Annotated in this window: 24 protein-coding genes, 1 tRNA gene and 1 pseudogene; 8 read left to right on the forward strand and 18 right to left on the reverse strand. The window is 37.8% G+C overall.

What is annotated here, in order from left to right:
- Nucleotides 1–32: 32 nt before the first annotated feature.
- Complete coding sequence (locus ACO1O5_RS20590) at nucleotides 33–668, forward strand: carbonic anhydrase (RefSeq protein WP_486273629.1); 636 nt, start codon at nucleotides 33–35, stop codon at nucleotides 666–668.
- A gap of 25 nt (nucleotides 669–693) precedes the next feature.
- On the opposite strand, the gene ACO1O5_RS20595 is transcribed toward ACO1O5_RS20590, so the two are convergent.
- The 4 genes from ACO1O5_RS20595 to ACO1O5_RS20610 all read right to left on the reverse strand — a co-directional run bounded on the left by ACO1O5_RS20595 (nucleotide 694) and on the right by ACO1O5_RS20610 (nucleotide 4,810).
- A complete protein-coding gene (locus tag ACO1O5_RS20595) occupies nucleotides 694–1,458 on the reverse strand; it encodes an enoyl-CoA hydratase/isomerase family protein (RefSeq protein ID WP_486273630.1) in 765 nt (254 codons plus the stop codon).
- An 88-nt stretch (nucleotides 1,459–1,546) separates the two neighbouring features.
- The gene (gene paaZ, locus ACO1O5_RS20600) at nucleotides 1,547–3,640 is read right to left on the reverse strand and encodes a phenylacetic acid degradation bifunctional protein PaaZ (RefSeq protein ID WP_486273632.1); all 2,094 of its coding nucleotides are present in this window, start codon (nucleotides 3,638–3,640) and stop codon (nucleotides 1,547–1,549) included.
- A gap of 86 nt (nucleotides 3,641–3,726) precedes the next feature.
- Nucleotides 3,727–4,143 carry a hypothetical protein gene (locus tag ACO1O5_RS20605; RefSeq protein ID WP_486273634.1) on the reverse strand — a complete coding sequence of 139 codons (417 nt, stop codon included), beginning with the start codon at nucleotides 4,141–4,143 and terminating at the stop codon, nucleotides 3,727–3,729.
- A gap of 82 nt (nucleotides 4,144–4,225) precedes the next feature.
- Nucleotides 4,226–4,810 (reverse strand): adenylate kinase, encoded by a 585-nt coding sequence (locus tag ACO1O5_RS20610; RefSeq protein ID WP_486273636.1) that lies wholly within the window; start codon nucleotides 4,808–4,810, stop codon nucleotides 4,226–4,228.
- A 190-nt stretch (nucleotides 4,811–5,000) separates the two neighbouring features.
- On the opposite strand from ACO1O5_RS20610, the gene msrB reads away from it, so the two are divergent.
- Nucleotides 5,001–5,441, forward strand: coding sequence for a peptide-methionine (R)-S-oxide reductase MsrB (gene msrB / locus ACO1O5_RS20615; RefSeq protein ID WP_486273637.1), 441 nt, complete (start codon nucleotides 5,001–5,003; stop codon nucleotides 5,439–5,441).
- A 14-nt stretch (nucleotides 5,442–5,455) separates the two neighbouring features.
- On the opposite strand, the gene ACO1O5_RS20620 is transcribed toward msrB, so the two are convergent.
- From ACO1O5_RS20620 to gndA, 4 genes are all read right to left on the reverse strand, one after another.
- Nucleotides 5,456–5,740 carry a GlsB/YeaQ/YmgE family stress response membrane protein gene (locus ACO1O5_RS20620; protein WP_486273639.1) on the reverse strand — a complete coding sequence of 95 codons (285 nt, stop codon included), beginning with the start codon at nucleotides 5,738–5,740 and terminating at the stop codon, nucleotides 5,456–5,458.
- Nucleotides 5,741–5,811: 71 nt separating this feature from the next.
- Complete coding sequence (gene pgl / locus ACO1O5_RS20625) at nucleotides 5,812–6,546, reverse strand: 6-phosphogluconolactonase (protein ID WP_486273641.1); 735 nt, start codon at nucleotides 6,544–6,546, stop codon at nucleotides 5,812–5,814.
- A gap of 2 nt (nucleotides 6,547–6,548) precedes the next feature.
- A complete protein-coding gene (zwf, locus tag ACO1O5_RS20630) occupies nucleotides 6,549–8,036 on the reverse strand; it encodes a glucose-6-phosphate dehydrogenase (protein WP_486273643.1) in 1,488 nt (495 codons plus the stop codon).
- Nucleotides 8,037–8,078: 42 nt separating this feature from the next.
- A complete protein-coding gene (gene gndA, locus ACO1O5_RS20635) occupies nucleotides 8,079–9,527 on the reverse strand; it encodes an NADP-dependent phosphogluconate dehydrogenase (RefSeq protein WP_486273645.1) in 1,449 nt (482 codons plus the stop codon).
- Between the two features lie 271 nt (nucleotides 9,528–9,798).
- Here gndA and ACO1O5_RS20640 point away from each other — a divergent pair, with 271 nt between their 5' ends.
- Both ACO1O5_RS20640 and ACO1O5_RS20645 read left to right on the forward strand, forming a co-directional pair.
- A complete protein-coding gene (locus ACO1O5_RS20640; RefSeq protein WP_486273646.1) occupies nucleotides 9,799–9,906 on the forward strand; it encodes a hypothetical protein in 108 nt (35 codons plus the stop codon).
- A gap of 112 nt (nucleotides 9,907–10,018) precedes the next feature.
- The gene (locus tag ACO1O5_RS20645; RefSeq protein ID WP_486273648.1) at nucleotides 10,019–11,056 is read left to right on the forward strand and encodes a 2-oxoacid:ferredoxin oxidoreductase subunit beta; all 1,038 of its coding nucleotides are present in this window, start codon (nucleotides 10,019–10,021) and stop codon (nucleotides 11,054–11,056) included.
- A gap of 24 nt (nucleotides 11,057–11,080) precedes the next feature.
- Here ACO1O5_RS20645 and ACO1O5_RS20650 read toward each other — a convergent pair whose 3' ends face one another.
- On the reverse strand, nucleotides 11,081–11,329 hold the full coding sequence (locus ACO1O5_RS20650) for a hypothetical protein (protein WP_486273650.1): 249 nt from the start codon (nucleotides 11,327–11,329) through the stop codon (nucleotides 11,081–11,083).
- A gap of 203 nt (nucleotides 11,330–11,532) precedes the next feature.
- On the opposite strand from ACO1O5_RS20650, the gene ACO1O5_RS20655 reads away from it, so the two are divergent.
- Together ACO1O5_RS20655 and ACO1O5_RS20660 are read left to right on the forward strand one after the other, a co-directional pair.
- Entirely contained in the window at nucleotides 11,533–12,660 is a 1,128-nt protein-coding gene (locus tag ACO1O5_RS20655; RefSeq protein WP_486273652.1) for a glycosyltransferase, read from the forward strand.
- A gap of 6 nt (nucleotides 12,661–12,666) precedes the next feature.
- Nucleotides 12,667–13,584, forward strand: a complete 918-nt coding sequence (locus ACO1O5_RS20660) for a DMT family transporter (protein ID WP_486273654.1) — start codon at nucleotides 12,667–12,669, stop codon at nucleotides 13,582–13,584.
- Nucleotides 13,585–13,592: 8 nt separating this feature from the next.
- Here ACO1O5_RS20660 and ACO1O5_RS20665 read toward each other — a convergent pair whose 3' ends face one another.
- From ACO1O5_RS20665 to ACO1O5_RS20690, 6 genes are all read right to left on the reverse strand, one after another.
- Nucleotides 13,593–14,084 carry a SixA phosphatase family protein gene (locus ACO1O5_RS20665; RefSeq protein ID WP_486273655.1) on the reverse strand — a complete coding sequence of 164 codons (492 nt, stop codon included), beginning with the start codon at nucleotides 14,082–14,084 and terminating at the stop codon, nucleotides 13,593–13,595.
- 55 nt (nucleotides 14,085–14,139) lie between these two features.
- Nucleotides 14,140–15,987, reverse strand: a complete 1,848-nt coding sequence (locus tag ACO1O5_RS20670; protein ID WP_486273657.1) for an amidophosphoribosyltransferase — start codon at nucleotides 15,985–15,987, stop codon at nucleotides 14,140–14,142.
- Nucleotides 15,988–16,128: 141 nt separating this feature from the next.
- Nucleotides 16,129–17,493, reverse strand: coding sequence for a peptidylprolyl isomerase (locus ACO1O5_RS20675; RefSeq protein WP_486273659.1), 1,365 nt, complete (start codon nucleotides 17,491–17,493; stop codon nucleotides 16,129–16,131).
- A gap of 141 nt (nucleotides 17,494–17,634) precedes the next feature.
- The gene (gene infB / locus ACO1O5_RS20680) at nucleotides 17,635–20,397 is read right to left on the reverse strand and encodes a translation initiation factor IF-2 (RefSeq protein ID WP_486273661.1); all 2,763 of its coding nucleotides are present in this window, start codon (nucleotides 20,395–20,397) and stop codon (nucleotides 17,635–17,637) included.
- Between the two features lie 126 nt (nucleotides 20,398–20,523).
- A complete protein-coding gene (gene nusA / locus ACO1O5_RS20685) occupies nucleotides 20,524–21,774 on the reverse strand; it encodes a transcription termination factor NusA (RefSeq protein ID WP_486273663.1) in 1,251 nt (416 codons plus the stop codon).
- 10 nt (nucleotides 21,775–21,784) lie between these two features.
- Nucleotides 21,785–22,255 (reverse strand): LSm family protein, encoded by a 471-nt coding sequence (locus ACO1O5_RS20690; RefSeq protein ID WP_486273665.1) that lies wholly within the window; start codon nucleotides 22,253–22,255, stop codon nucleotides 21,785–21,787.
- Nucleotides 22,256–22,419: 164 nt separating this feature from the next.
- Between ACO1O5_RS20690 and ACO1O5_RS20695 the strand changes: the two genes are divergently transcribed.
- Nucleotides 22,420–22,656, forward strand: a complete 237-nt coding sequence (locus ACO1O5_RS20695; RefSeq protein WP_486273667.1) for a hypothetical protein — start codon at nucleotides 22,420–22,422, stop codon at nucleotides 22,654–22,656.
- Between the two features lie 2 nt (nucleotides 22,657–22,658).
- Here ACO1O5_RS20695 and ACO1O5_RS20700 read toward each other — a convergent pair whose 3' ends face one another.
- On the reverse strand, nucleotides 22,659–23,273 hold the full coding sequence (locus tag ACO1O5_RS20700) for an HAD family hydrolase (RefSeq protein ID WP_486273669.1): 615 nt from the start codon (nucleotides 23,271–23,273) through the stop codon (nucleotides 22,659–22,661).
- A 78-nt stretch (nucleotides 23,274–23,351) separates the two neighbouring features.
- Between ACO1O5_RS20700 and ACO1O5_RS20705 the strand changes: the two genes are divergently transcribed.
- Nucleotides 23,352–23,425 (forward strand) — tRNA-Ile (locus tag ACO1O5_RS20705).
- A 318-nt stretch (nucleotides 23,426–23,743) separates the two neighbouring features.
- On the opposite strand, the gene ACO1O5_RS20710 is transcribed toward ACO1O5_RS20705, so the two are convergent.
- Both ACO1O5_RS20710 and ACO1O5_RS20715 read right to left on the reverse strand, forming a co-directional pair.
- Nucleotides 23,744–23,917 carry a hypothetical protein gene (locus ACO1O5_RS20710; protein WP_486273671.1) on the reverse strand — a complete coding sequence of 58 codons (174 nt, stop codon included), beginning with the start codon at nucleotides 23,915–23,917 and terminating at the stop codon, nucleotides 23,744–23,746.
- A 27-nt stretch (nucleotides 23,918–23,944) separates the two neighbouring features.
- Nucleotides 23,945–24,085, reverse strand: a pseudogene (locus ACO1O5_RS20715) (plasmid mobilization protein); the annotation flags it as partial.
- Between the last annotated feature and the right edge of the window lie 38 nt (nucleotides 24,086–24,123).

A 24,123-nucleotide genomic window follows, 5' to 3' on the forward strand; every position in this document is an offset into this window, starting at 1 on the left:
CAAATGCTATAAGTAGTTGCTAAATTTAATTTATGACTTCATACGAAAAATTACTTTCGGATAATAAAACATGGGCACAAAATCAGGTTGACAATGATCCTGAATTTTTTAAAAGATTATCTTCTTTACAAACTCCTGAGTTTTTGTGGATTGGTTGCAGCGACAGCAGGGTTCCGGCAGATAAAATAACAGGGACACAGCCAGGTGAAATATTTGTTCATCGCAATATTGCCAATATGGTTGTTCATACTGATGTTAACCTGTTGAGTGTATTGGATTTTGCTGTAAATCATTTAAAAGTCAAACACGTTATTGTTTGTGGACATTATGGTTGCGGTGGTATTAAAGCCGCTATGACAAATCACGATTATAAATATGTGCTTAACATGTGGCTGCGAAATATTAAAGACGTTTACCGGTTATATCGTGACGAATTATCAGCGATTAGTGATGAGGAACACCGTACAGACAGGCTGGTAGAGCTTAACGTAAAGGAGCAGGTCGTTCACCTGGCAAAAACATCCATTATCCAACGGGCATGGTTAAACGAACAACGCCCTCATTTACATGGCTGGGTGTATGGATTAAAAGACGGATTAATCAATCCTGTTTTTGACATGCAGGCAGGTACTCATATTGACCCACTATATGAGTATGATGATTTGTAAGGAGAATATTTTAGCGGGAAGCTTTTTATCTTATTTTAACCTTGAGTTTTGCAATTGCATTTTTTGTGAACTCGCTTAATACCAATTTCCCACTTATAGCCGCTCTTTCATGCAAAAGCGTGTCCCAGTCCTCGGTGTCTTTCCAGAATATTTTTTTCAATTCCTTCATGGCGTCAGGATTGGAATGCGCAAGTGCATTTGAAAGCCTGTAAATTGATTCATCCATATTGGAAATAGAATCGTGCACCTCTGCAAACAATCCTTTCTTCTTTGCCCAGTCAGAGTTTCTCCAAAGGGTTGCATCAATAGCGAGCTGGCTATAAGCTGAAATTCCAATCTTTCTTTGAATAACGGGACCTACCACAAACGGACCAATGCCCAAAGACAGTTCACTTAATTTAACGTCGGCTTCTTTTACAGCAATTGCATAATCGCATGCAGCCACCAGCCCCACAGCGCCACCAACCGATTTCCCCTGGATACGGCCAATAATGAGTTTATTGCATTTACGCATTGCATTAATTACATTGGCAAAGCCTTCAAAAAAGTGTAAGCCATCTTTTTCGTTTTTAATTGCCATCAATTCATCAAAACTCGCTCCTGCACAAAATGCTCCCTCACCGGCACTGCGAAGGATCAATACTTTTGTATCATGCGTTCCGGCATAATGAATTTCCTGGGCCAATTCATCAAGAATTTTTGCTGGAAGAGAGTTGCTTTGAGGATGAAAAAATTCGATCGTTGTAATTCCGTGTTCGGTGTGAGATTTTACGTATCCGTTTTCTGGCATATCTTAAAATTAATTTATCGGCTTAAGCAAGCCACGAAGTTATAATCATTTTTAATTTATCATTATTATTTCTGATCCCGAACTTTTTCTATTTTAAAGGGTGCTGGTTATTTTTTCTTTTGACCATCGTTAGTATCGTCGCAATGCCAATTACAGGATCATTTGTTTCATCCAAAATTTCCACATACCATTTTACTATTCCCTTCGGTATATCGCTACCTTTTATAAACGGTGCTTCAGGATTCATTTCTTTTAGTTCCTGTTGAATTTTTTCTTTACAGGTGAACCGAACATAAATTTCATTACCTGGATAAACGGGCTTTGTAAAACGAAGTTCATCAATACCGTAATTAAGCAGAACAGGATTTTTCTCTACGCTATCAACAAATAATCCTGCAGCGGCACTAATTATGAAATATCCGTGAGCTACCTGTTGGTCAAACATGGTATCTTTAAAATCGGTCGTTTTTAAGTGCGCATAAAAATGATCACCACTCAGGTCGGCAAACCTATCAATGTCTTCAGAAGTAATAATTCTTTTATCTGTTATAAGTTGATCCCCTATTTCAAGTTCTTCAAAATATTTTTTAAATGGGTGAATTGAAGAGCTTTTCCCTTTCGCCTTCGGCTGATACACGTTTGTTATTGCCGTGAGCATTGTTGGAGAACCCTGGATGGCCACCCTTTGCATGTAATGTTGTATGCCACGCAATCCGCCCATCTCTTCGCCTCCGCCGGCACGTCCCGGTCCGCCGTGAATTAGCATTGGCAGCGGTGAGCCATGGCCGGTGCTTTCTTTTGCATCCTCACTATTAAGCACTAAAATTCTCCCATGAAAAGTGCCTGCTCCTAATATATAATTTCTGGCAAAATGTTCATTTGCCGTAACGACCGAACTACATAGAGAGCCTTTGCCTTTTTTTGCCAGTTCAATTGCCTCGTCAATATTTTTATATGGCATGATTGTGCTCACTGGTCCAAATGCTTCTACGTTATGAGGCTCCTCCGATATAAAAGGCTTTTCATTTATTAATAACAAAGGGCTAACAAATGCCCCTTTGCTGATGTCCGCATCAATCAACGCCACACTATCGAGACTGCCATAAATTAACTGAGATGTGGCTAACAATTTTTGAACCTGACCTAATACTTCTTTCTTTTGAGACTGGCCCGCCAGCGCACCCATCCGAACTTTTTCATTTTCAGGATTTCCAATAGTGGTTTGAGCCAACGATTTACCTATGGCTTTCCATACATCTTCCATCTTATTTTCAGGCACGAAAATCCTTCTTATTGCCGTACATTTCTGTCCGGCTTTCGATGTCATTTCTTTTCTGATCTCTTTAATAAAAATATCCCATTCAGGCATATCTGGAGTAACATCATCGCCAAGTACAATACAGTTCAATGAATCTGCTTCAAGATTAAACGGTACATTTTCTTTAAGAATATTCGAATTGCTTTTTAATTGAAGGCCTGTAGATGCGGATCCTGTAAAAGTGATTAGATCCTGCGAAGTAACATGATCTAATATATCACCGGCACTTCCACATATTAATTGCAAACTTCCCTCCGGTAAAATATTTGAAGAAATAATTTCACGTACAACCATTTCCGTTAGGTAAGAAGTAATTGAAGCAGGCTTTACAATAGCGGCTACGCCTGCCAGTAAGTTTACCGCAATTTTTTCCAGCATTCCCCAAATTGGAAAGTTGAAAGCGTTAATATGAACAGCAACACCTTCTTTAGGAAGTAAAATATGTTGGGCGGCAAATGTGCCGCCTTTACTTAGTCCTATGTTGTCACCATCCAATACAAAAATTTCGTCGGGCAGTTTTCTCCTGAGCGAGGCGTTAGAAAAGAGATTTCCGATGCCGCCTTCAATATCGACCCAACTATCCGCACGGGTTGCGCCAGTTTTATAACTCAGTGAATAAAACTTTTCTTTATGCTCGAGCAAATGTAACGCCAGGGCTTTAAGCATTCTTCCCCGCTCGTGAAAAGTCATTTTGCGAAGGGCTGTACTTCCTTTTGCTCTTCCATATTTTAACATGGAAGCAAAATCGATACCTTTTGTTGTTGCTGCGGCAATTAATTCGCCATTAACTGCATCGTATAGTTGCTGTCCGTCCCCTTCGCCTTCCATCCAATATCCCATTACATAATTACCCAATTTCTTCATGGTGCCTTAATTAGGATTCAAAATTAACAATAGAACGCAATCGGATAGGAAAATGAAAAAAGGTAGATTAAATACAACCCCAAATATTATACTAAGCCAAACTGCCGTAAATGATGCATGGCGTGTTTGTGTAATAATTGAACATTCATTCTATAATCAAGCTCTCCAAAAAAAGGATTTTGAGTTTTTATTTCAGGATGTTTTTCAAAAATTTCAAAAAAATAATCAAGTTCTTTTTGAACTTTATTGATGGCAGATTGGATATCAGGTTTGTGTAATTTAAATCCGCCTTCGGGAATGAGCGGATTGTTTATATTTTCTTTAAATGGCTCATCACTCATTAAAAATTCCCTTAATTTTTGTAATCTCTCATCCTTGTTTAGGAGGGGTAAAATCAATTTTCCGTTGGCACTTTTTACCGCATCTGCAAAATGCTCAACCATTTGTTGTGCATTCATAATACCCCATTTCGCTTTTTCTCCTCCCTTTAATTTTTTTAACATGGCAACTAATTTTTCTTTCAGAAAAGTTTCTTTATTGTCTTTCATGTTAATATAATTTAGAGTGAGTAAATAATAATTGGGTTTAATTTTTTTTCATTCGGGTATCAATTTCTTTTGTAAGGCTCTTAAAGATATTATCAATGCTCCCTTCGCCTTTTATGAGTGTTACTTTATTTACTTTTTTGTAATGATCAGCAACGGCTGAAGTTTTTTTGTTGTATTCATGAATACGGGTTCGTATCACCTGTTCGTTGCTATCATCAGGCCGGCCGCTCGTTTCGCCTCGTTTTACCAAACGTTTCACCAGTTCTTCTTCAGATACGTCTAATGCAAGCATTACGTTTATCGAAAGGTCCTTAAGTTCCAGTAAATTGTCTAAAGCCTCTGCCTGCTTTGAAGTTCTCGGAAAGCCATCGAATAAAAAACCTACCACGTCAGGATAATTGTCTAAGGCAGAACTTATCATACCGATTACAACTTCATCGGGAACTAACTGCCCCTTGTCCATAAATTTTTTTGCTTCTAAACCCAGGGGCGTTTTGCCCGCGATTTCGCTTCTCAGCAAATCACCTGTTGAAAGATGTTTAAGATTGTACTTTGCAATAAGTTTTTCTGATTGCGTACCCTTCCCACTGCCTGGCGGCCCAAATAAAATGAGATTGAACATACTTGCTAAAATCCTTGTGAAGTCCAAATATAATGGATGGAATTTAAAATTCCTTATTCGTGATTATTATTGTTATAAACGATTGGAGAAATTCATAAATTTATTCAAACATTGTTGCGGCAAATCTGTTTATTTTCAATGTTCAATTAGGAAGATAACTATATGAAACAATTTAAGAAAAAACATTTTTATGAACACTGATAAGAAAAATCCTGATTATTCTGGAAATGATAGTAGACCGGAGGATATAACCAACGAGGAATGGCTAAAAATTTTGCCGGCCGATGTGTACCACATTGCACGTGAGAAGGGCACCGAGCGCCCATTCACGGGAAAATATAATATGCATAGTGAAGTGGGTACTTATTATTGCGCTGTATGCGGGAATCCTCTTTTTAAAAGTGATGGTAAGTTTAACAGCAGTTGCGGATGGCCGAGTTTCTTTGAACCGATAAGCAAAGAGAGCATTATCTATTTGCCGGATAACAGCCATGGGATGAAAAGAACAGAGGTAGAATGTGGAAAATGCAAATCACATCTTGGGCATGTATTTGAAGATGGACCTCCGCCAACCGGTTTGCGTTATTGCATCAATTCCGTGGTTCTGGATTTTGAGAAGCAAGAAAAATGATTAATGTATATTTTTTAACTGCGCCCGGTAAATACTCTTCTTAATAAAGCAACAATAAAGGTAAAAATTGCCGAGCCAATTATTGCCCATATTATTGGGAAGGGTTTACCGTCAACTATTACTGTATAAAAATGAGGTAAGCCCATTTTTCCGGCAATCCACAAACCAATATAGGCTCCAATGAAGCCAACAACGATAGAAACCAGGCAACCTCCAACGCTGTAACCCGCAATTGATTGACCAATTCCACCACAAACTGCAGCAATCAACAGGAGAATTAAAAAGCCAAATATTGACATAGACTTAAATTTAATATATAAAATTATTCAAATTTTTGTTGGTTTGTATCTCAGGAATTGCTACTAAAATACTATTTGATTGCACTTAAGTCCTGTGCTGCATCTTCGTCCAGAAACCAATGCAGCTCGCCCTTTTCGGGTTTTATAATTTGTGCAGGTAAATTAACTGGCGAAAATTTGCCTTTAATAACTTCTTTAAGAACTGCTGATTTCTTTTTGCCCTCAATCATAAAAGCAATATTAGAAGACCGATTAACGATCACGGGCATTAGTGTTAAACGAAACATCTGCTGCTCCTCATTATAAACGGGATTTACCCAATTCTCATTTTGTTCGTTAAGGAGTGGCGAATTTGGAAACAACGAAAGGGTGTGACCATCATCTCCCATACCAAGTAAGACGAGGTCAAAACTTCTATCAGTATCGTCAAAAAAGTGATGTAACAATTTTTCGTATTCTTTAGCTGCAAAAATGGGTTCAATATCTGTTCGCATTATATGCACTTGCGAGGCGGGTACATCGACCTTATCAATCAGGATGTCACATGCCATTTTTGCATTGTTCCGCTCATCACTAAATGGAACAACACGTTCATCACCCCAGAAAAGGTGGATTTTATTCCAATTAATTTTCTCTTTGAATTCGGCTGAGGCAAGTTTTTTAAAAAGATCTTTCGGAGTTTCACCACCCGAGAGCACCAACGTGAAAAATTCCTGTTTTTGTAAAGTAGAATTAATTAAATCACATATCCATGTAGCTAGTTCGTTAGCCAGCTCTTTCTTATTTTTATAAATATGAAACGTCATCTTTATTGTTCCTTCTTTTTCGGGGCAACATTTATCCAGTTATGTCCATCTCTTGCAATCAGTGCTTCGGCATCTTCCGGTCCCCACGAATCCGGAGAATAATTAGGAAAATCAACAGGCTTGCGTGCATGCCAGGCATCCAATATAGGCATTACAACTTCCCAGGCAGCTTCTACCTGGTCGGCCCGCATAAAAAGTGTAGCATCACCTTCCATTACGTCGTATAAGAGTGTTTCATAAGCTTCGGGTTCTTCGCCATCGAATTCATCCTTGTAATTAAATATCATATCAACCGGGCTAAGTATCATGCTTTGTCCCGGGCGTTTTGCCTGGAAACGAAGACAAATATCCATTTCGGGAGCAATGCTAATGGTAAGCCTGTTAGGCCGCCAGGTTTCTGCAGCTTCTTTGGGAAAAGCGTAAGCAGGTGCAGGTTTAAATTGTATACTTAACATCGTGGTTTTTTCGTGAAGATGTTTCCCTGTGCGTACATAAAATGGAACACCTTGCCAACGCCAGTTATCGACAAAAAATTTAACTGCAGCAAAAGTTTCTGTATTTGATTGAGGCGAAACATCGCTTTCTTCCCGGTAGCCAGTTACTTTTTCTCCTTGCATCCATCCGCCGCTGTACTGCCCGCGTGCAGCGTACTCATGTACTTCATCTTTGTTAATACGGCGAATGGCATTTAGCACATCAACTTTTTTATTTCTTATCTCGTTAGCATCAAACGACACAGGCGCTTCCATTCCTATCATGCAGACTAACTGCAAAATATGGTTTTGTATCATATCTCTTAAGGCGCCCGAATTTTCGTAATAACCACCACGACCTTCCACACCTACAGTTTCTGCTGCCGTGATTTGCACATGATCAATATAATTTCTGTTCCAAATCGGTTCAAACAATGCATTGGCGAATCGTAACGCAAGAATGTTCTGTACTGTTTCTTTACCCAGGTAGTGATCAATGCGAAATATTTGTTCTTCTGTAAAATATTTGGCCAGCATTCTGTTCATATCTTTTGCGCTTTCCAGGTCGTGCCCAAATGGCTTTTCAATTACAATCCGGGTGCATTTTGTATCATGACAAATATCGAGCGTACCAAGATTCTTTACAATTGAAGGAACAAGCTGCGGGGCAACTGCCATATAAAAAATGATATTGGGGTGTAATCCGAATTTAACTTCTGTATCTTTTGCAATTTTTGCAATTTTCGCATAATCTTCAGCGTTAGTTACATCCAGGGGTGTATAACTAATATGTTTTAAAAATTCCCCCCATTCATTATCTGTATCCTTTCTTCTTGAAAAATTATCTATTCCTTCCTTTAAATGTTTTTCATATTCATCACCCGGATATTCTGAACGGGCAATACCCACAATACTAAAGTTGTCAGGCATCGCTTCATCCATAAACAGGTTAAATAACGCAGGATTTAATTTTCTATAATTTAAATCCCCGCTGCCACCGAAAATAAAAATGAGCATCGGAGATATTTTTTTGTAGTCTAACATTGAACTTTTTTCTTATTAATCTAAATATTTTGTTGATACGATTTCAGGTTTCGTTTCCCATTCAGTGTGGAAAATTCCATCTTCATCAATTCGCTGATAAGTATGCGCTCCAAAAAAATCCCGTTGGGCCTGGATCAAGTTTGTAGGTAATAAATTTCTGCGATACGCATTATAATAATTGAGTGATGACATAAACCCTGCCAAAGGGAAATTGTTTAGCCCACCAATCGATACAATTTTTTGAATACTATTTTCCTTCTGCTTTAAAATGGTTGCAATATTTTTATCGAGTAATAAATTTCTCAAATCTGCATTGATGTATGCATTTTTAAAATATTCCAATAACGCAGACCGAATAATACATCCACCTCTCCATACGCTAACGACCTCGGGTAAAGGAATTTCCATATTAAGTTCGTGCGAAGCTTTTGTAAGCATTGCAAGACCTTGCGCATAGCTAATGACAGTTGCAAAGTAGAATGCATCTTTTAGTAACTGTACGAATTCTTCTTTTGGAATTTCTATTTTTTGCAAAGTAGTTTCATATAAGGTAGCAGCTTCTTTTCTTTCATCTATCAGAGAAGAGAGATTTCTCATCATAACAGCTGCGTCAATAGTAGGTATGGGCATTGGCAGGTTGAGTCCTTCTTCCGACGTCCATTGCCCGGTTCCTTTCGCTCCTGCTTTATCGAGGATCATGTCAACCAAATAAGCATTGCTGTTTTTTTTATCTTTCTTTTCGAAAATCGTAGCTGTAATTTCCAGCAGAAAAGATTTCAAGTCGCCACTATCCCAATTTTTAAAAACTTCATGTAATTCGGCATTAGGCAATGAAAGGCCATTGTGCATTAAATCGTAACATTCACTTATTAATTGCATTATCGCATACTCTATACCGTTATGTACCATTTTTACATAATGCCCTGCAGCATCTCGACCTAAATATCCAACACATGGAAAATCATTCACCTTCGCAGCTACAGCTTTTAGTAGTGGCTCTACTTCTGCGTAGGCTTCTTTATCGCCCCCCGGCATAATACTGGGGCCTTTCCTTGCACCTTCTTCTCCACCTGAGATACCGATGCCCATAAAATGGAACCCTTTGTCCTTAAGTTCCAGTATTCGTTTTAAAGTATCAGTATAATGAGAGTTCCCTCCGTCTATGATAATATCACCTTTTTGCAGCACCGGTAGCAGGTCGCCAATTACACTATCAACAGGTTTTCCGGCGGGTACGAGCATCATAATTTTTCGCGGAACCTTTAAAGCGTCAATCATTTCCTTTAAAGTATTTACACCTTTTACGATCGTGTTTTTTGAAGCGGAAGCCTCGAAGAGTTTTGTTTTATCAGGATTCTTGTCATAGCCGATAACAGCGAAACCATGATCTGCCATATTCAGCAAAAGGTTACTGCCCATAACGCCTAGCCCAATCATTCCGAAGTCATATTGAATGTCGTTCATAGAAAATAATAATAGGCAGTAAAATTAACGAAAATGAATTTGCATGCCATGAATGCGTTAAAAGATAAACGATGTCAACATTAGTTGATAATTTTAGTGAATACCGTAAGAGAATGAACGACGTTATCCTAAGCAAAAATGATATTGTGATGAAGTGCCTTTGGAATCTTGATACCAACGCTTACGAGGAAGGTGTTCTCAGTAAAAAAACTAAAGCAATGCTTAGATTAGTAGCAAGGTTTTACGGTGTGATGATTGTATCAAATATCATTTGGGTAAATCTTTTGAGCTTGGTGTTTCAACTGAAGAGATGTATGAAATTTTTGCAATTCCATGTATCGCTGACGGAACGTTTGTAATTCCACATACGCATCGTTAAGGAGAATATTGGAAGAATTACAGAAAATTTCGTAAATACTTTTCATTTTACATATTCGTTATCATTTACGATATGCCAGTATGTATTAACTTTGAAAAATAATATTACAGATATGAGTGAAACCGCAACAGGGTCTCAAATAACATTAACACCAAAAGATTTTGTAACTGACCAGGAAGTACGATGGTGCCCGGGCTGTGGCGATTATTCGATACTGGCACAAGTGCAAAAAATTATGCCTACACTTGGAATTCCCAGGGAAAATATTGTGATTATATCAGGGATAGGTTGCAGCAGCCGTTTCCCTTATTATATGGATACATACGGAATGCACAGCATCCATGGACGGGCAACCGCAATTGCCAGCGGACTTAAGGCCAGCAGGCCCGAATTGAGTGTGTGGATAGTAACTGGTGATGGAGATTGCTTGAGCATTGGAGGCAACCATACCATTCATTTGCTGAGAAGAAATTTTGATGTAAACCTTATGTTGTTTAATAATGAAATTTACGGACTTACCAAAGGCCAATATTCTCCAACAAGTGAAGAGCATAAGATTACAAAAAGTACGCCATTTGGAAGTATCGACCATCCATTTAATCCTTCAGCGCTTGCATTAGGAGCCGACGCCACTTTTGTAGCACGCACTATGGATAGAGATCCCAAACATTTACAGGCTATGATTTTAAGAGCGTATGCTCATAAAGGTTCTTCTTTCCTGGAAATTTATCAGAACTGCAATATTTTTAATGATGGGGCTTTTGAAATATTTACAGAAAAAAAATCGAAACCTGAAGAGGCGTTATTTCTGGAACAAGATAAGCCGCTAGTTTTTGGCACAGCAAGGAATAAGGGGATAAAGCTCGATGGGTTTAAACCAATTGCTGTTGAAATAGGCAACGGTATAAGTGAAAACGATTTATGGATACATGATGAGAAAGATTTTTACAAAGCTCAAATACTGACAAGACTTTTTGATAATCCCCACCAGGATGGTCATCTCCCCAGGCCATTTGGAGTTTTCTACCAACACGACAGAAGTTGCTACGAAGACGTAATGTCCATGCAAATTGAAGAAGCCATTTCAACTAAAGGAAAGGGAGACCTTGATAAAATATTAAAAGGAAGGGAAACCTGGACGATTAGCTAGGTCGATAGCCATCACGCCGGCTTTTTAATTTTTATTATTCAGAAAAATAAAGGGTTTTAAATCTTTAAGACCAATCGTTTGACGAATAATTTTTTCATCAGAACTTATTTTGTATTTATTCAAATTAATGACCTCATGGGCTACAATAAGATTATCTATTTTTTCAACAGAATAAAGTAGTTCATGAAGCATTTCTACCTCATGTTCGATTGCCTGGGGGTTCATCAACTCTTCTTTGAACAATACCAAAAGATCCCGGTTAAATTTGTTCATTTTGGTTTTTTGGTTTTTTATAGTCTAATATCCTACCATGCCTTGTTTATTAGGACAACCACATTTGTTTTTTCTGGAAGCATTACAGCTAACAACAGCAATAGCAATCATAATAAGTAATACAAGTAAGATTTTGTTTTTTGCGATTTTCATAAAATATCATTCTAAATTAAACTATTTTCACAAATAATTATTGCAATGTTTTGATAAATGGCAAAAATTTTAACAGCGGGCTGCCAAAGACAAGAATACTGGTAGCTCCTTTAGATTGGGGCCTGGGGCACGCAACCCGTTGTATTCCAATAATAAATGAATTAATTTCTCAAAACTGCGAGGTATTGATTGCCGCCTCCGGGAATAGCTATTTTTTACTTAAAAAAGAGTTTCCGTCGTTGTTGATTTTACGTGTTAACAGCTATAAAATTACTTACAGTGGTGACGGCGGGTTATTGCCCATCAAATTAATGTTACAAATTCCAAAAATCTTTTTCTCTATCCTGAAAGAAAATCTTTGGATAAAAAATAGCATTAAAAAATATAAAATCGATGCAATTATTTCTGATAACAGATTTGGCATGTACAATAAGAAGGTTCCTTCAGTTTATATAACTCATCAACTTTTAATCAAAACAAAAAATCGCTTTTCTGAAAAAATTGTCCAGAAGATTCATTATCATTTTATAAAAAAATACAAGTTTTGTTGGGTTCCTGATTGGAACGAAAATGGACTGGCCGGAGATTTGTCTCACCAGGAGAATAAACCAGTCAACGTTTTATACATAGGCCCGTTATCAAGATTTGAATTATTGAAAAACCTTCCCGAAAAATATGAAGTCCTGATTTCGATTTCGGGCCCGGAGCCGCAAAGAACTTCTTTTGAAAGAGAGATTCTTTTTCAATTAAAGACTTTTAATAAGAATATTTTGCTTATTAGAGGATTACCCAATGAAACTAAAGATTTGCTGTCGGATAATGGATCAATTAAAATCTTAAATCATCTTCCGGCAGATGAATTAAATAAAGCCTTTCAGCAATCGAAGATAATTATATCCAGGAGCGGTTACACCACTGTTATGGATTTGGTAAAACTTGGAAAAAATGCTGTATTAGTGCCTACTCCGGGCCAAACGGAACAGGAATATCTTGCCAGATACCTTATGGGAAAAAAATTCTTTTACTCAGTTGAGCAGGATAAGGTCTCTTTAAAAAAAGTGATAGAAAACGCTTCGACATTTCAAATTAGCAATGCAAGTGCCTGCATGAGTAGCTATAAAAAAGTTATAAACGAATTTGTGTTATCACTTAAATCCGGCAATTTTGAAAATCAATAAATCACCTTGGATCATAAAATCAAAGCGCATTTGGGGCTTATTGGAACCAACCTCTTTTTCGCAGCTAATTACAGCATTATAAAATATTTTACTGCGCATCATTATGCCGGACCTTTTGGATTAAATATTCTTAGGATTGGTGTAAGCCTAATTCTTTTCTGGATATTATTTGTCTTTAATCGGGATAAAACGAAGTTTCAAAAGAGCGAAATTGTGCCATTGCTTCTTTGTGCAGTAACTGCAATTGCCTTGAATCAGATCCTTTTCATTAAGGGGTTATCTCTCACTTTCTCTATACATGCATCGTTACTTACTTTACTTACGCCGATATTGATAACGATTTTTGCAGCCAGAATTTTGGGGGAAAAACTAACCATTGCAAAAGCAGCCGGACTTTTAATGGGTGCATCAGGCGCTATCTTATTAATTTCATCAAGAGAACCTGTAGCGCCGGGCGATAATATTATTCTTGGTGACTCTCTTGTACTTTTTAGTTCGTTGGCCTATACATTTTATTTTATCCTAGTGAAGCCACTTGCAAAGAAATACTCTGCCGTATTTGTAATGAGGTGGGTTTTTACTTTTGGGTTTTTTTTGACACTTCCATTATGTACCAGGGAGTTTTTGCAGATTACGTGGAATATTTTTACTCGGAAAGACTGGTTATTTCTTTTTCTCATTACTGTTCCTGGAACTTTTTTGGCCTATATTTTTAACGCGTATGGAATTAAAAAGCTAAGTGCGTCCGTTGCCGGCGCCTATATTTATTCACAGCCAGTTTTTGCTGTAGCAATAGCTATGATATTTCTTAAAGAACAATTGTCTTTTTACAAGTTAATTGCCGGGACGCTGATATTTGCCGGCGTGTATTTATCCAATAGAAAAATACAAGAGCCTGGCAGCCTGTCGATGAAAAGAATTTAATTGGAAGCTCAATTTTTTTTTGGGAAATCAAAAAATAAAAATTCTTTAGGAGCAGCCTTGAAACCTTTCCAGTTCTTTGTTTTTATTGTAAACGCATAAACTCCACAGGTTGGCATATCATAAACCGGCGAGCATTCAAGGGAATTGATGAAGTCGGTAATTCCAGGATTATGAGCAAACAGGGCAACGGTATCGTGTTTGTCTTTTAAATTTTCAATAGTATCATAATAATTCTCTGGCCTTGCTTCATATAAAGAAGGGACTAAAACCAATTTTTTTTCCTTTGCACCCAATACATCCATAAATATTTCCGCGGTTTTTTTTGCACGTTTTGCAGGGCTCGACACAAAAGCATCAATTTCGATCTTTTTGTCTTTTAATTTTTTTGCCATTAACGGCGCATCGTATTTGCCTCTTTCATTTAAAGGTCTCTCAATATCAGGGAGAGTGATATTTTCCCAGCTACTTTTTGCATGTCGTATAAGAAATAGCGTTTTCATCACTTAATAAAGTTGAATTATTTTCCCTCCAAATTCGTACCGGGATTAATATAGATTAATAGCCTCTCACATTCTTTCCTTCCATATAATTTAAAAATGCGTTGTTTACGACGCGGTTGCCACCTGGTGTGGGATAATTGCCTGTAAAATACCAATCGCCAAGATTAGTAGGACAACTATCATGTAAATCTTCGATAGTTTGATAAATTACATCAACTGGCACAGTAATTTCATCGGGAGTAATAAGCCTGGCAATCTTATTTGAAATTTCTTCAACAGTAAACTGTTTATAAATATGCCTCACAACATTTTCGCTGCTAAGTCTGTTGTTCCTTTTCAGGTCATGACACTTTTTCACCAGCTCATCAAGCAGGCATTCCATTTTTCTTTCTTTCAACAATTCCATAGCGGCTTTGAATGCAACAAATTCGCCTAATTTGCTCATATCAATTCCATAACAATCGGGGTATCTTATCTGCGGAGCTGAAGAAACTACGATAATCCTTTTTGGCTCGAGCCTTGAGAGCATGCGTATAATGCTTTCGCGTAATGTAGTTCCTCTTACAATTGAATCATCGATAACCACTAGTGTATCTTCATGTTTTCTCACAGTTCCGTACGTGATGTCATACACATGCTGTACCATTTCATTACGGCTGGTATCTGCAGTGATAAACGTACGGAGCTTTACATCTTTAATTGCTATTTTTTCGATTCTAACTTTACGGTTAATCATTGCCGTTAGTTTCTCTTCGTCAAAATCTTTTCCCCAACTTGTTATTCTTTCAACTTTTGTTTTATTCAAATAATCTTCTGCTCCTTTAAGTAAACCGTAAAATGCGATCTCAGCAGTATTAGGTATAAAAGAAAAGATGGTGTTTTTAAGATCGTAATTAACTGCTTTGAGAACACCTTCGCTAAGGTGGTAACCTAAAGCAATTCTTTCCCGGTAAATTTTTTCATCGCTTCCGCGGGAAAAATAGATTCTTTCAAAACTGCAGGCTTTTCTTTCTTTCGGCTCAAGTACCTGCTCAATGGAAAAACTGCCATCGTGATGTGCAATTAGGGCACAACCGGGCATTAATTCTTTCACCTCGTTTTCACCAACGTTAAATGCTGTACGAATGGCGGCACGTTCACTTGTTGCTACAATTACTTCATCGTTGGCGTAGTAATAACAAGGCCGTATTCCATGGGCATCTCTCACAACAAATCCAATACCACTCCCAGTAAGTCCGCCGAATGTGAAACCACCGTCAAAAAGAGACACCGATTTCTTTAACACTGATGCGATGTCGACAATTTCGGGGGAGGCTTCGTCGGCCTTAACCAGGAAATGGTGAATCACGTCCATCATTGCACCCAGGTCACTTTGCCTGTCAAGCTCATCAGGGTGGCTGTTGATTAATGAAAATAATTCATCTTTGTTTACGAGGTTGAAGTTTCCCGCAAGAGCAAGATTTCGTGCGGGAATGGTATTCCGTTTTATGAAAGGATGGCAAAACTGAACATTGTTCTTTCCCTGCGTTCCATAACGTAAATGACCAAGTAAGAGCTCTCCTAAAAAATCTATATGGCCCTTCATAAGGCCGGGATGCTGGTCTATCTCCGGATGATATTTTTGAATTTCATTTATCTGTTCTCCAATTTGAGAAAAAATATCCGCAATTGCCTGGTTGGCGGAGCTTCTTTTGCGATGGAGAAAAGGGTATCCTGGTTCAGTATCTAATTTCACCGCAGCCACGCCAGCGCCGTCCTGGCCGCGATTGTGCTGCTTTTCCATCAATAAATACAACTTATTAAGGCCGTAAAGAACACTACCATATTTTTGACGGTAAAAGGAGAAGGGCTTTCTTAATCTCATGAATGCAAGGCCGCATTCATGTTTTATTTCATCGCTCATTTATTGGAATGAAGCGCAAAATTAAGGTATTATGACACAGCGCCAAAGGCTGAAATAAATAGTTTTGTTATTTCTTCTTTAATAACGGTGTTAAAGGTATATGCGTGAAAGGAGTTGCCGGATCAGATTGTCTATAACGAGTTATTTTTGTACGGTTGATGAGTTGGTTTCCCATTTTTGCATTTCCGGACAGGATTTATAGTCGTCTGCAATTTTTACATAAAATGAAGGAATTTTTTTGGTAAACCAATTTTCAAGTGCAGCGTTTTTCTTTTCTGCCAGGGCATCCTGGGCAATCTTATCATAGTCATCTTTAAGATTTTCACGATGAGGCTCTGTTTTAGTCAAGATGATTACAATGCGCACAGCTTTTTTTCCCCGGTCATCAACAAACTCTGTGGGTTGTGAATATTGTCCTACCTTAAGATCCTTAAGCATCAATACAAGATCTTTATCGAGATCGTCTATGGATATAAAAGTACTGCCATCCCTTGCAGGAATCCTGCCGCCTGTGAACTTACTGTTTTGATCTTCACTATATTTTGAAACTGCCTGGCCAAAATCGATTGTGCCGGCCACAAGTTTTGAACGAATGGAATCCAATTTTTCTTTGGTCTGGTTTACTTCTATCGAGCTTATCTGGGGGATTTTTAAAATATGGCGTATAACCGCATCGTCTCCATTTCTGCTAACCATTTGTATAATGTGGTACCCAAACTTTGTTTTAAAAACGCTGGAAATTTGGCCATCTTTTAAACTGAAGGCTTTAGCAAGAAAGACTGGATCCCAGGTTTTTTCATTACGATTAATTTCATATCTGCCCCCATTATCTTTACTTCCGGGATCATCAGTGTACAAAGATGCCAGCGTCTCAAATTTTTTGCTGCCGCTTTCTACTTCTTTTTTGTATTCGTTTAGCTGATCGATCGCATAAGTATCAAGATCACGGCTAGGCTTGGGATATATCACAATTTCCCCTACTTCCAATTCAGACCCATAAAAATGCAAGCTATCCTTTGGAATGGAGTCGTAATAAGCCTCTACTTCCTGGGGTGTTATTCTTACATCAGCCACAATTTTGTCACGCTCGCCCTGCGCCAGTTTTTGTTCTTTAAATGTTTCTCTAAAATCTTCTTTAAGTTGAAAAAGTGATTTCCCCGCAATTTGTTCTACAATTTCTTTTGAGCCATATTGGTTAATAAAATATCTTATTTTATTGTCAATATCTGCGTCAATATCCTCATCAGAAACCGGTATGGAATCTATCTCAGCTTGTAATACAAGGGCCTTTAAACCAAGTGCCTGCTCAAGCAAAAGACATTTGGCGTTTGCAGGTATGTTAATATTTTGACGCTGCATGTCTGTAATACTGTTATCAATTTCACTTTTAAGAATAATCTTATCGCCAACCGTCGCAATAATCTTATCTACCATTACTTTCTTTGTTTGAGCAGATAAAATGCATACACAAGCAACTAAACAAATGGTAAATAAACTTTTCTTCATCAGTAAAAAATTCTAGAATTTAATTTTGCATTATTTACAGGATAACAGTAAATACCAAAAATACGGTTGTAAACCGAGCGATTTTTTTTTGAAAAGTTAAATGTTGACGCGGTTTTGTTAAAGAAAGGATTTACGAGGATTCTAAAGAGTTCTTTTAACTTCAACTTCTTCAAACGCTTCAATCATATCCCCGGGTCTCGTGTCACTATAGTTTTTTATACTAACACCACATTCCATATTGGTAGTTACTTCTTTCACATCATCTTTAAAACGTTTCAGGCTGCCCAATTCCCCAGTGAAAATAATGATACCGTCACGAACTAATCTTATTCGATTGTTGCGGGCAATTTTACCTTCAATCACTGTGCAACCGGCAACACTTACTTTATCAAACTTATAAGTTTCTTTTACTTCCAAAATGCCAAGAATTTTTTCCTGAATTTTTGGTTCAAGCATACCTTCCATGGCACTCTTCACTTCGTCAATAGCGTCGTAGATAATTGAATAGGTTTTAATTTCCACACCTTCGTGTTCAGCAAGCTTTGAGGCCTGTAAGGCTGGCCGTACATTAAATCCTATAATAACAGCATCAGATGCCGTGGCGAGCAATACATCGCTTTCTGTAATTTGTCCAACGCCTTTATGCACCACACTTACTACAATTTCTTCCGTGCTCAATTTTTGTAAAGAGTCGCTTAATGCTTCTACTGATCCATCCACATCCGCACGAATAATTAGATTGAGCTCTTTAAAATTTCCGAGTGCTAACCGGCGCCCGATTTCATCAAGTGTAATATGTTTCTTTGCACGAATTCCTTGTTCACGCAGAATTTGAGCCCTTCGGTTGGCGGTTTCTTTTGCTTCGGATTCATCATTGTAAAACTTAAATGTTTCACCAGCCTGGGGAGCTCCATTTAAACCCAATATTAACACGGGAGTTGACGGAGGCGCTTTTTCCGTACGTTGGTTCCGTTCATTAAACATGGCCTTTACCCTTCCGTAGTTTTGCCCCGATACAATTAAGTCACCCTGCTTCAATGTACCATTTTGTACTAAAATAGTCGCTACATAACCGCGACCTTTATCGAGCGAAGCTTCAATAACAGTTCCGCTGGCACCTTTATCAGGATTGGCTTTTAAGTCCAGTAAATCTGACTCAAGAAGGATTTTATCAAGAAGCGCATCAACATGTAATCCTTGTTTTGCGCTTATTGCCTGGCTTTGATATTTGCCTCCCCAGTCTTCTACCAATATATTCATTGCGGAAAGCTGCTCTTTTATTTTTTCAGGATTCGCTCCGTCTTTATCAATCTTGTTGAAGGCAAAAATCATAGGAACGTTTGCCGCCTGCGCATGAGAAATGGCTTCCTTCGTCTGTGGCATAACTGCATCGTCAGCTGCAATAACTATTACGGCAATATCTGTAACCTTGGCACCACGGGCACGCATAGCCGTAAATGCCTCGTGACCGGGTGTATCTAAAAATGTAATGGTTCTTCCATTCTTTAGCGTCACTTCATAAGCGCCAATATGTTGGGTTATTCCACCTGCTTCGCCGGCAATTACATTTGCCTCGCGAATATAATCGAGTAGTGAGGTTTTACCATGGTCAACGTGCCCCATGATGGTTACAATCGGGGACCGTGTAACCAAATTTTCATCGTTATCTTCCTCCTCCTCTTCTTCAAATTCAGCTTCGTCATCAATTCCTATAAACTCAACTTCATAGTTAAATTCGCCGGCTACCAGTTCAATTACATCCGCTTCAAGCCTTTGGTTAATCGAAACCATAATACCAAGGCTCATACATTTGCTTATGACATCTGCAAAACTCACATCCATAAGGTTTGCAAATTCACTAACGGAAATAAATTCAGTAACCTGCAATTTATTATCAGCAACTTCTTCGCCTATATTTTCTGCCGCCTCTTCTCTTTTTGCTTTACGGTATTTGGCTTTTAAACTTTTACCTCTGCCACCAGCCCCTGCTAACTTCGCTTGTGTTTCTTTTATCTTATCCTGAATTTCTTTTTGATCAATTTCTTTTTCCTCTCGACGTGTAGGCGGGGGCGCATTCCTGTTAAACCTGGCTGGGGGCCTTGGTGATTGAGGACGTTGAAAATTACCCGGAGCGGCCTGGTTAGGTTGTTGTTTTTTCTCAACTACTATGCGTTTACGCTTGCGCCTTTCGTCATTAGGTTTTGGACGTGTTTCATTATTAGTTGGAAGATCAATTTTCCCAAGAATTTTAGGTCCTTCAATTTTTGAAGCTTTAATATTTGTTATAACTACAGGCTCTGGTTTAATAGGGCCGGGAGTTATAATTTCATCTTCAGGAACAGACACTTGCTCAGATTTCCCGGTTTCTTTTTGAGTTCCCTTTACTTCTTTGGAGGGAGCTTCCTTTTTCGTTCCTTTAGCCGTGGTCTTTTTAGGCCTGGTTGAAGAATCTATCGTGCTAAGATCAATTTTATCGATAACCTTAGGCTGCTCCATTTCCGGAGCCTCTATTTTTATTTTCTCCGGTTGCGCCTGTTCTATAACTTCTTCAACTTTTGCGGGTTCTATTTTTTCTGGCGCAACTTCGGTCGCTTTGGTTTCTTCTATTTTAGGTTCCTCTGCCGTATGCGTAACTTCCTTAGGTTTTGAGGGTTCTTTTTTATTGAAAGAGAGATCTTGTTCATCTCTTCTTTTTTTGTAATCTGTTACTGCATTTTTTGGAAGATCGACCTGTTCTGCCTTTTGCTTCGCTACTTTATCAGGTTGAAATTCCACCTGCAATACACGGTACATTTCTTCCGAAATTTTGGAATTAGGCTTCAGGTCATCGCCTTCAAAACCTTTGGACACAAGAAAATCAACCAAGGTATCTTTACCTATGTTAAATTCCTTGGCTGCTGCCATAACCCGCGGTGTATTTACTTCTGCCATTAAGCCTCTCCTTATCTTCTTTAATTAAGAAGACTATTTTATGTTTAAAATTATGTTTTAAATAATCAATTTTATTTATTGTTACTAAAATAAAATTGATTACTCTGCTTCAAACTCTTCTTTCAAAATCTTTTTAACTTCTATGATGGTTTCTTTTTCAAGATCAGTTCTTCTTTCAAGTTCTTCGTCAGATAACTGCAAAACGCTTTTTGCCGTATCGCAACCGATCTTTTTAAGTTCATCAATAATCCAGGATTCAATCTCATCTGTAAATTCATCAAGATCTACATCATACTCTTCCACTTCACCTTCATTATCTCTGAAAACATCCAACTCCAGGCCTGTCAGTTCACAGGCGAGTTTGATATTAACTCCTCTGCGGCCAATAGCTAATGATACCTGGTCGGGCTTTAAATAAACATTAGCATGTTTGGCTTCTAAATCTACATCCATGCTGGTAATTTTAGCCGGCGTAAGAGAGCGCTGTATCAGGAGTTGAATATTATTGGTCCAGTTGATTACATCTATATTTTCATTTTTGAGTTCTCTAACGATGCCGTGTATACGACTTCCTTTCATTCCCACACAGGCTCCTACCGGATCGATACGGTCGTCAAAGCTTTCAACCGCAACTTTCGCTCTTTCCCCCGGGTCTCTTACAATTTTCCTTATCACAATAAGTCCGTCAAAAATTTCCGGTACTTCTATTTCAAGCAATTTAGCAAGGAATGAAGTATCCGTTCTGGAAACTATAATTACCGCCTGGCTGTTTTTAAGTTCTACTTTCTTTACAACGGCACGTATGGTCTCTCCTTTTTTGAAATAATCCGAAGGAATTTGTTCAGATTTAGGAAGCAACATTTCATTGCCTTCCTCATCCAGCAATAAGATTTCTTTTTTCCAAACCTGGTAAACCTCGCCATTTATAATTTCTCCAACCCTATCTTCATATTTCTTAATAAGAATATTTTTCTTAAGATCATTAATACGGCTGGCCAAAGTTTGCTTACCGGCGAGTATCGCTCTTCTTCCAAACTCTTTTTGTATATCCACTTCTTCATATAGTTCCTCGCCTACCTGGTAATCAGGTTCAATTTTGATGGCATCTTTATATTCAATTTCAGTAAGCGTATTGTACAAATCGTCGTCATCAACTATTGTTCTTCTTCGAAAAATTTCAAGATCGCCTTTCTGGTCATTCACGATTACGTCAAAATTTTCATCCGATCCATATTTTTTTCGGATCAATGTTTTAAAAACGTCTTCCATAACCTTCATAAGAGTAGGTCTGTCTATGTTCTCTGCGTCTTTGAATTCCTGAAAGGACTCAATCAAATTGATACTTGCCATCGATGTTTTTTTAAAAAGTTATCAGCACTTTTGTATGCTTTATCTGATTAAATATTATTGTTTTTGTTGTAACGGTTGTTTTATTTCCTCTGCCGGTTGCGTTTTCTATAACTATTTCATTATCGGTAACGCTTACAAGTTTTCCTTCCGCTTTGGAACCATCCATCATCAAAACTTCTATTCTCCTGCCGATATTTTTTTTGTATTGACGATGTAATTTTAAAGGTTCATCTACTCCAGGTGAAGAAACTTCAAGCGAAAAATTTCCGTCGGGAAACAGGCCTGATTCTTCAATGTATTTATAAAGAGCTTTACTTAATTTGGTGCATTTTTCGATCGTAATGCCATCATCCGCATCCAGGAAAACCTTTATATCATTTGCTGGTGATATTTTTATTTCAACCGGAAAAATTGTTCCGGATTGCAAAGCGATTCCTGCAACAAAATCTTCAATGTTTTTTAACGGAGTTATTTCACTCATTCTTACAGTCCCAAATTTTCAAAAAAGAAGAAGGGAACGTTTTCGTTCCCTTCGATGATCCTTTTGCCATTGCAAATATACTGCAAATAACAGTTATGTACCAAATTATGTTAAAGTAAAATTTTTAGAATCCTGTTAAAAAATTAAATATATATTTTTGCACGATGAATATTTTTCGACTTGCAGCAGAGCTATTCGTAATTTATGTTTTATACAAACTCGTATTTGAGTTTATTATACCGATCTATCATTCAACCCAAAAAATAAAGAAACAATTTGGGGAAATGGAAACAAAGATGCAACAGGATATTAATGCTGCCAATGCAAGACACGCCGCAGTTCACAAAGAGCCTAAAGTTAAGAGGGAAGGGGATTATATAGATTTTGAAGAAGTAAAATAAAATTATAGGGGCAGGTCTTCAATAAAATTTCCGGTAGATAGCAAAATGGTCTGTATACCCAAAGCCTTGGCTGCTTCTATGTTTTGAGCTGAGTCATCCACAAAAAGGGTCTTACCCGCATCCAGGTTATTTTCCTTCAACACGTATTCATAAATATTTGCATTTGGCTTTCTTAAGCCCATATCACTGGAGTAATAGGCTCTGTCAAAAAATTCGTCAAAGGCCTTTAGCCTTTTTTTCTCATTATAGATGCGGTGAAATTCTTTTTTATGAATATGGTTGGTGTTGCTCAATAAAAACAATCCATACTTCGATTTCAGCGATCCAATGAATGCCAGGCTCTCTTCGCGAAAGTCTAACAACATCGCGTTCCAGGCATTTCTGATTTCATCGTCTGGAAGATAAATGCCGCTGCGGTTATTAAACTCTTTGTAAAAACCGGCTTCGCTTATTTTCCCAGTTTCAAGATCATCAAAAAGATCGTTTGCAGCAGCCTGGGAATACATGTTGTTGAAGTTATGAATACCCAACTTTTCAAATGCCTGTCTTGTTAAATGGTAGTCAATATTCAATATAACGCCACCCAGGTCAAAAATGATAGCTTCTGTCTTTTGCATGCTCAAAGAAAATTATTTCTTTTCACTTGGCGAATTTTTCTATTTTTGCACTCCTGAAATTTTACGGAATATCGGTCCGGGCCTATAGCTCAGTTGGTTAGAGCACCTGACTCATAATCAGGGGGTCACAGGTTCAACCCCTGTTGGGCCCACTTGAAAATCAAGCATTTATGGATTAATTTTCATAAATGCTTTTCTTGTTTGCAAACAATTTGCAAACATTCGATATTAAAAAAGAAGCTGCGGCTCTCTATTCTTACGACTGTGACGTTATTTGCGAATAGCAGTTTTCTGATTAATTGAACAAGAATGGCTAGATCAATTGGAGGCACAACATATTCCAGATCAGACGCGGCCTCCATTTGTAAGCCGGGAAATAGTGTTGACCATTATTGGAAATGATTGAAGCTTTTCTGAAAAATAAAATTCCAATTTCCAAAGAAGAGATTCTGGATTAAATGAATCAGCGATTATTGAACCAAGTTCAGAGTTGATAGGCTTATAATTGTCATCGATGTGAAAATATTAAATTTACGTTTCAATGCTTCTTCAATATTACTCATCTTGCTGAAAGAGCAGACACTGCAGTAATAAACCCTTCCTGGTGTCCCTTTTTTTGTGAGCTGATTTAGATTGTTCGCCATCCCTATTAACTGCCTGACAAATTGCCTTTCTTCTTCAGATAATCTTGAAATTATTTTTCCCTGCTAAGCCATCTGCCTGATATAAACAGTGATTTTTAATCCGGACTTTGAAGCATTTTGTTTGACAATAAAATATTCTGTTTTTGAAAACCGGATGCTTCTTATAATTTCTTGCCTAACAGCTTTTTTAGGCCTTCCATTTTTGC

Source organism: Ginsengibacter sp. (assembly GCF_057362405.1).

Coding starts and splice junctions, on each gene's coding strand:
- ACO1O5_RS20590 (WP_486273629.1), top strand. CDS start 33: ATGACTTCATACGAAAAATTACTTTCGGATAATAAAACATGGGCACAA.
- ACO1O5_RS20595 (WP_486273630.1), bottom strand. CDS start 1,458: ATGCCAGAAAACGGATACGTAAAATCTCACACCGAACACGGAATTACA.
- paaZ (WP_486273632.1), bottom strand. CDS start 3,640: ATGAAGAAATTGGGTAATTATGTAATGGGATATTGGATGGAAGGCGAA.
- ACO1O5_RS20605 (WP_486273634.1), bottom strand. CDS start 4,143: ATGTTAAAAAAATTAAAGGGAGGAGAAAAAGCGAAATGGGGTATTATG.
- ACO1O5_RS20610 (WP_486273636.1), bottom strand. CDS start 4,810: ATGTTCAATCTCATTTTATTTGGGCCGCCAGGCAGTGGGAAGGGTACG.
- msrB (WP_486273637.1), top strand. CDS start 5,001: ATGAACACTGATAAGAAAAATCCTGATTATTCTGGAAATGATAGTAGA.
- ACO1O5_RS20620 (WP_486273639.1), bottom strand. CDS start 5,740: ATGTCAATATTTGGCTTTTTAATTCTCCTGTTGATTGCTGCAGTTTGT.
- pgl (WP_486273641.1), bottom strand. CDS start 6,546: ATGACGTTTCATATTTATAAAAATAAGAAAGAGCTGGCTAACGAACTA.
- zwf (WP_486273643.1), bottom strand. CDS start 8,036: ATGCTCATTTTTATTTTCGGTGGCAGCGGGGATTTAAATTATAGAAAA.
- gndA (WP_486273645.1), bottom strand. CDS start 9,527: ATGAACGACATTCAATATGACTTCGGAATGATTGGGCTAGGCGTTATG.
- ACO1O5_RS20645 (WP_486273648.1), top strand. CDS start 10,019: ATGAGTGAAACCGCAACAGGGTCTCAAATAACATTAACACCAAAAGAT.
- ACO1O5_RS20650 (WP_486273650.1), bottom strand. CDS start 11,329: ATGAACAAATTTAACCGGGATCTTTTGGTATTGTTCAAAGAAGAGTTG.
- ACO1O5_RS20665 (WP_486273655.1), bottom strand. CDS start 14,084: ATGAAAACGCTATTTCTTATACGACATGCAAAAAGTAGCTGGGAAAAT.
- ACO1O5_RS20670 (WP_486273657.1), bottom strand. CDS start 15,987: ATGAGCGATGAAATAAAACATGAATGCGGCCTTGCATTCATGAGATTA.
- ACO1O5_RS20675 (WP_486273659.1), bottom strand. CDS start 17,493: ATGAAGAAAAGTTTATTTACCATTTGTTTAGTTGCTTGTGTATGCATT.
- infB (WP_486273661.1), bottom strand. CDS start 20,397: ATGGCAGCAGCCAAGGAATTTAACATAGGTAAAGATACCTTGGTTGAT.
- nusA (WP_486273663.1), bottom strand. CDS start 21,774: ATGGCAAGTATCAATTTGATTGAGTCCTTTCAGGAATTCAAAGACGCA.
- ACO1O5_RS20690 (WP_486273665.1), bottom strand. CDS start 22,255: ATGAGTGAAATAACTCCGTTAAAAAACATTGAAGATTTTGTTGCAGGA.
- ACO1O5_RS20695 (WP_486273667.1), top strand. CDS start 22,420: ATGAATATTTTTCGACTTGCAGCAGAGCTATTCGTAATTTATGTTTTA.
- ACO1O5_RS20700 (WP_486273669.1), bottom strand. CDS start 23,273: ATGCAAAAGACAGAAGCTATCATTTTTGACCTGGGTGGCGTTATATTG.
- ACO1O5_RS20710 (WP_486273671.1), bottom strand. CDS start 23,917: ATGGCGAACAATCTAAATCAGCTCACAAAAAAAGGGACACCAGGAAGG.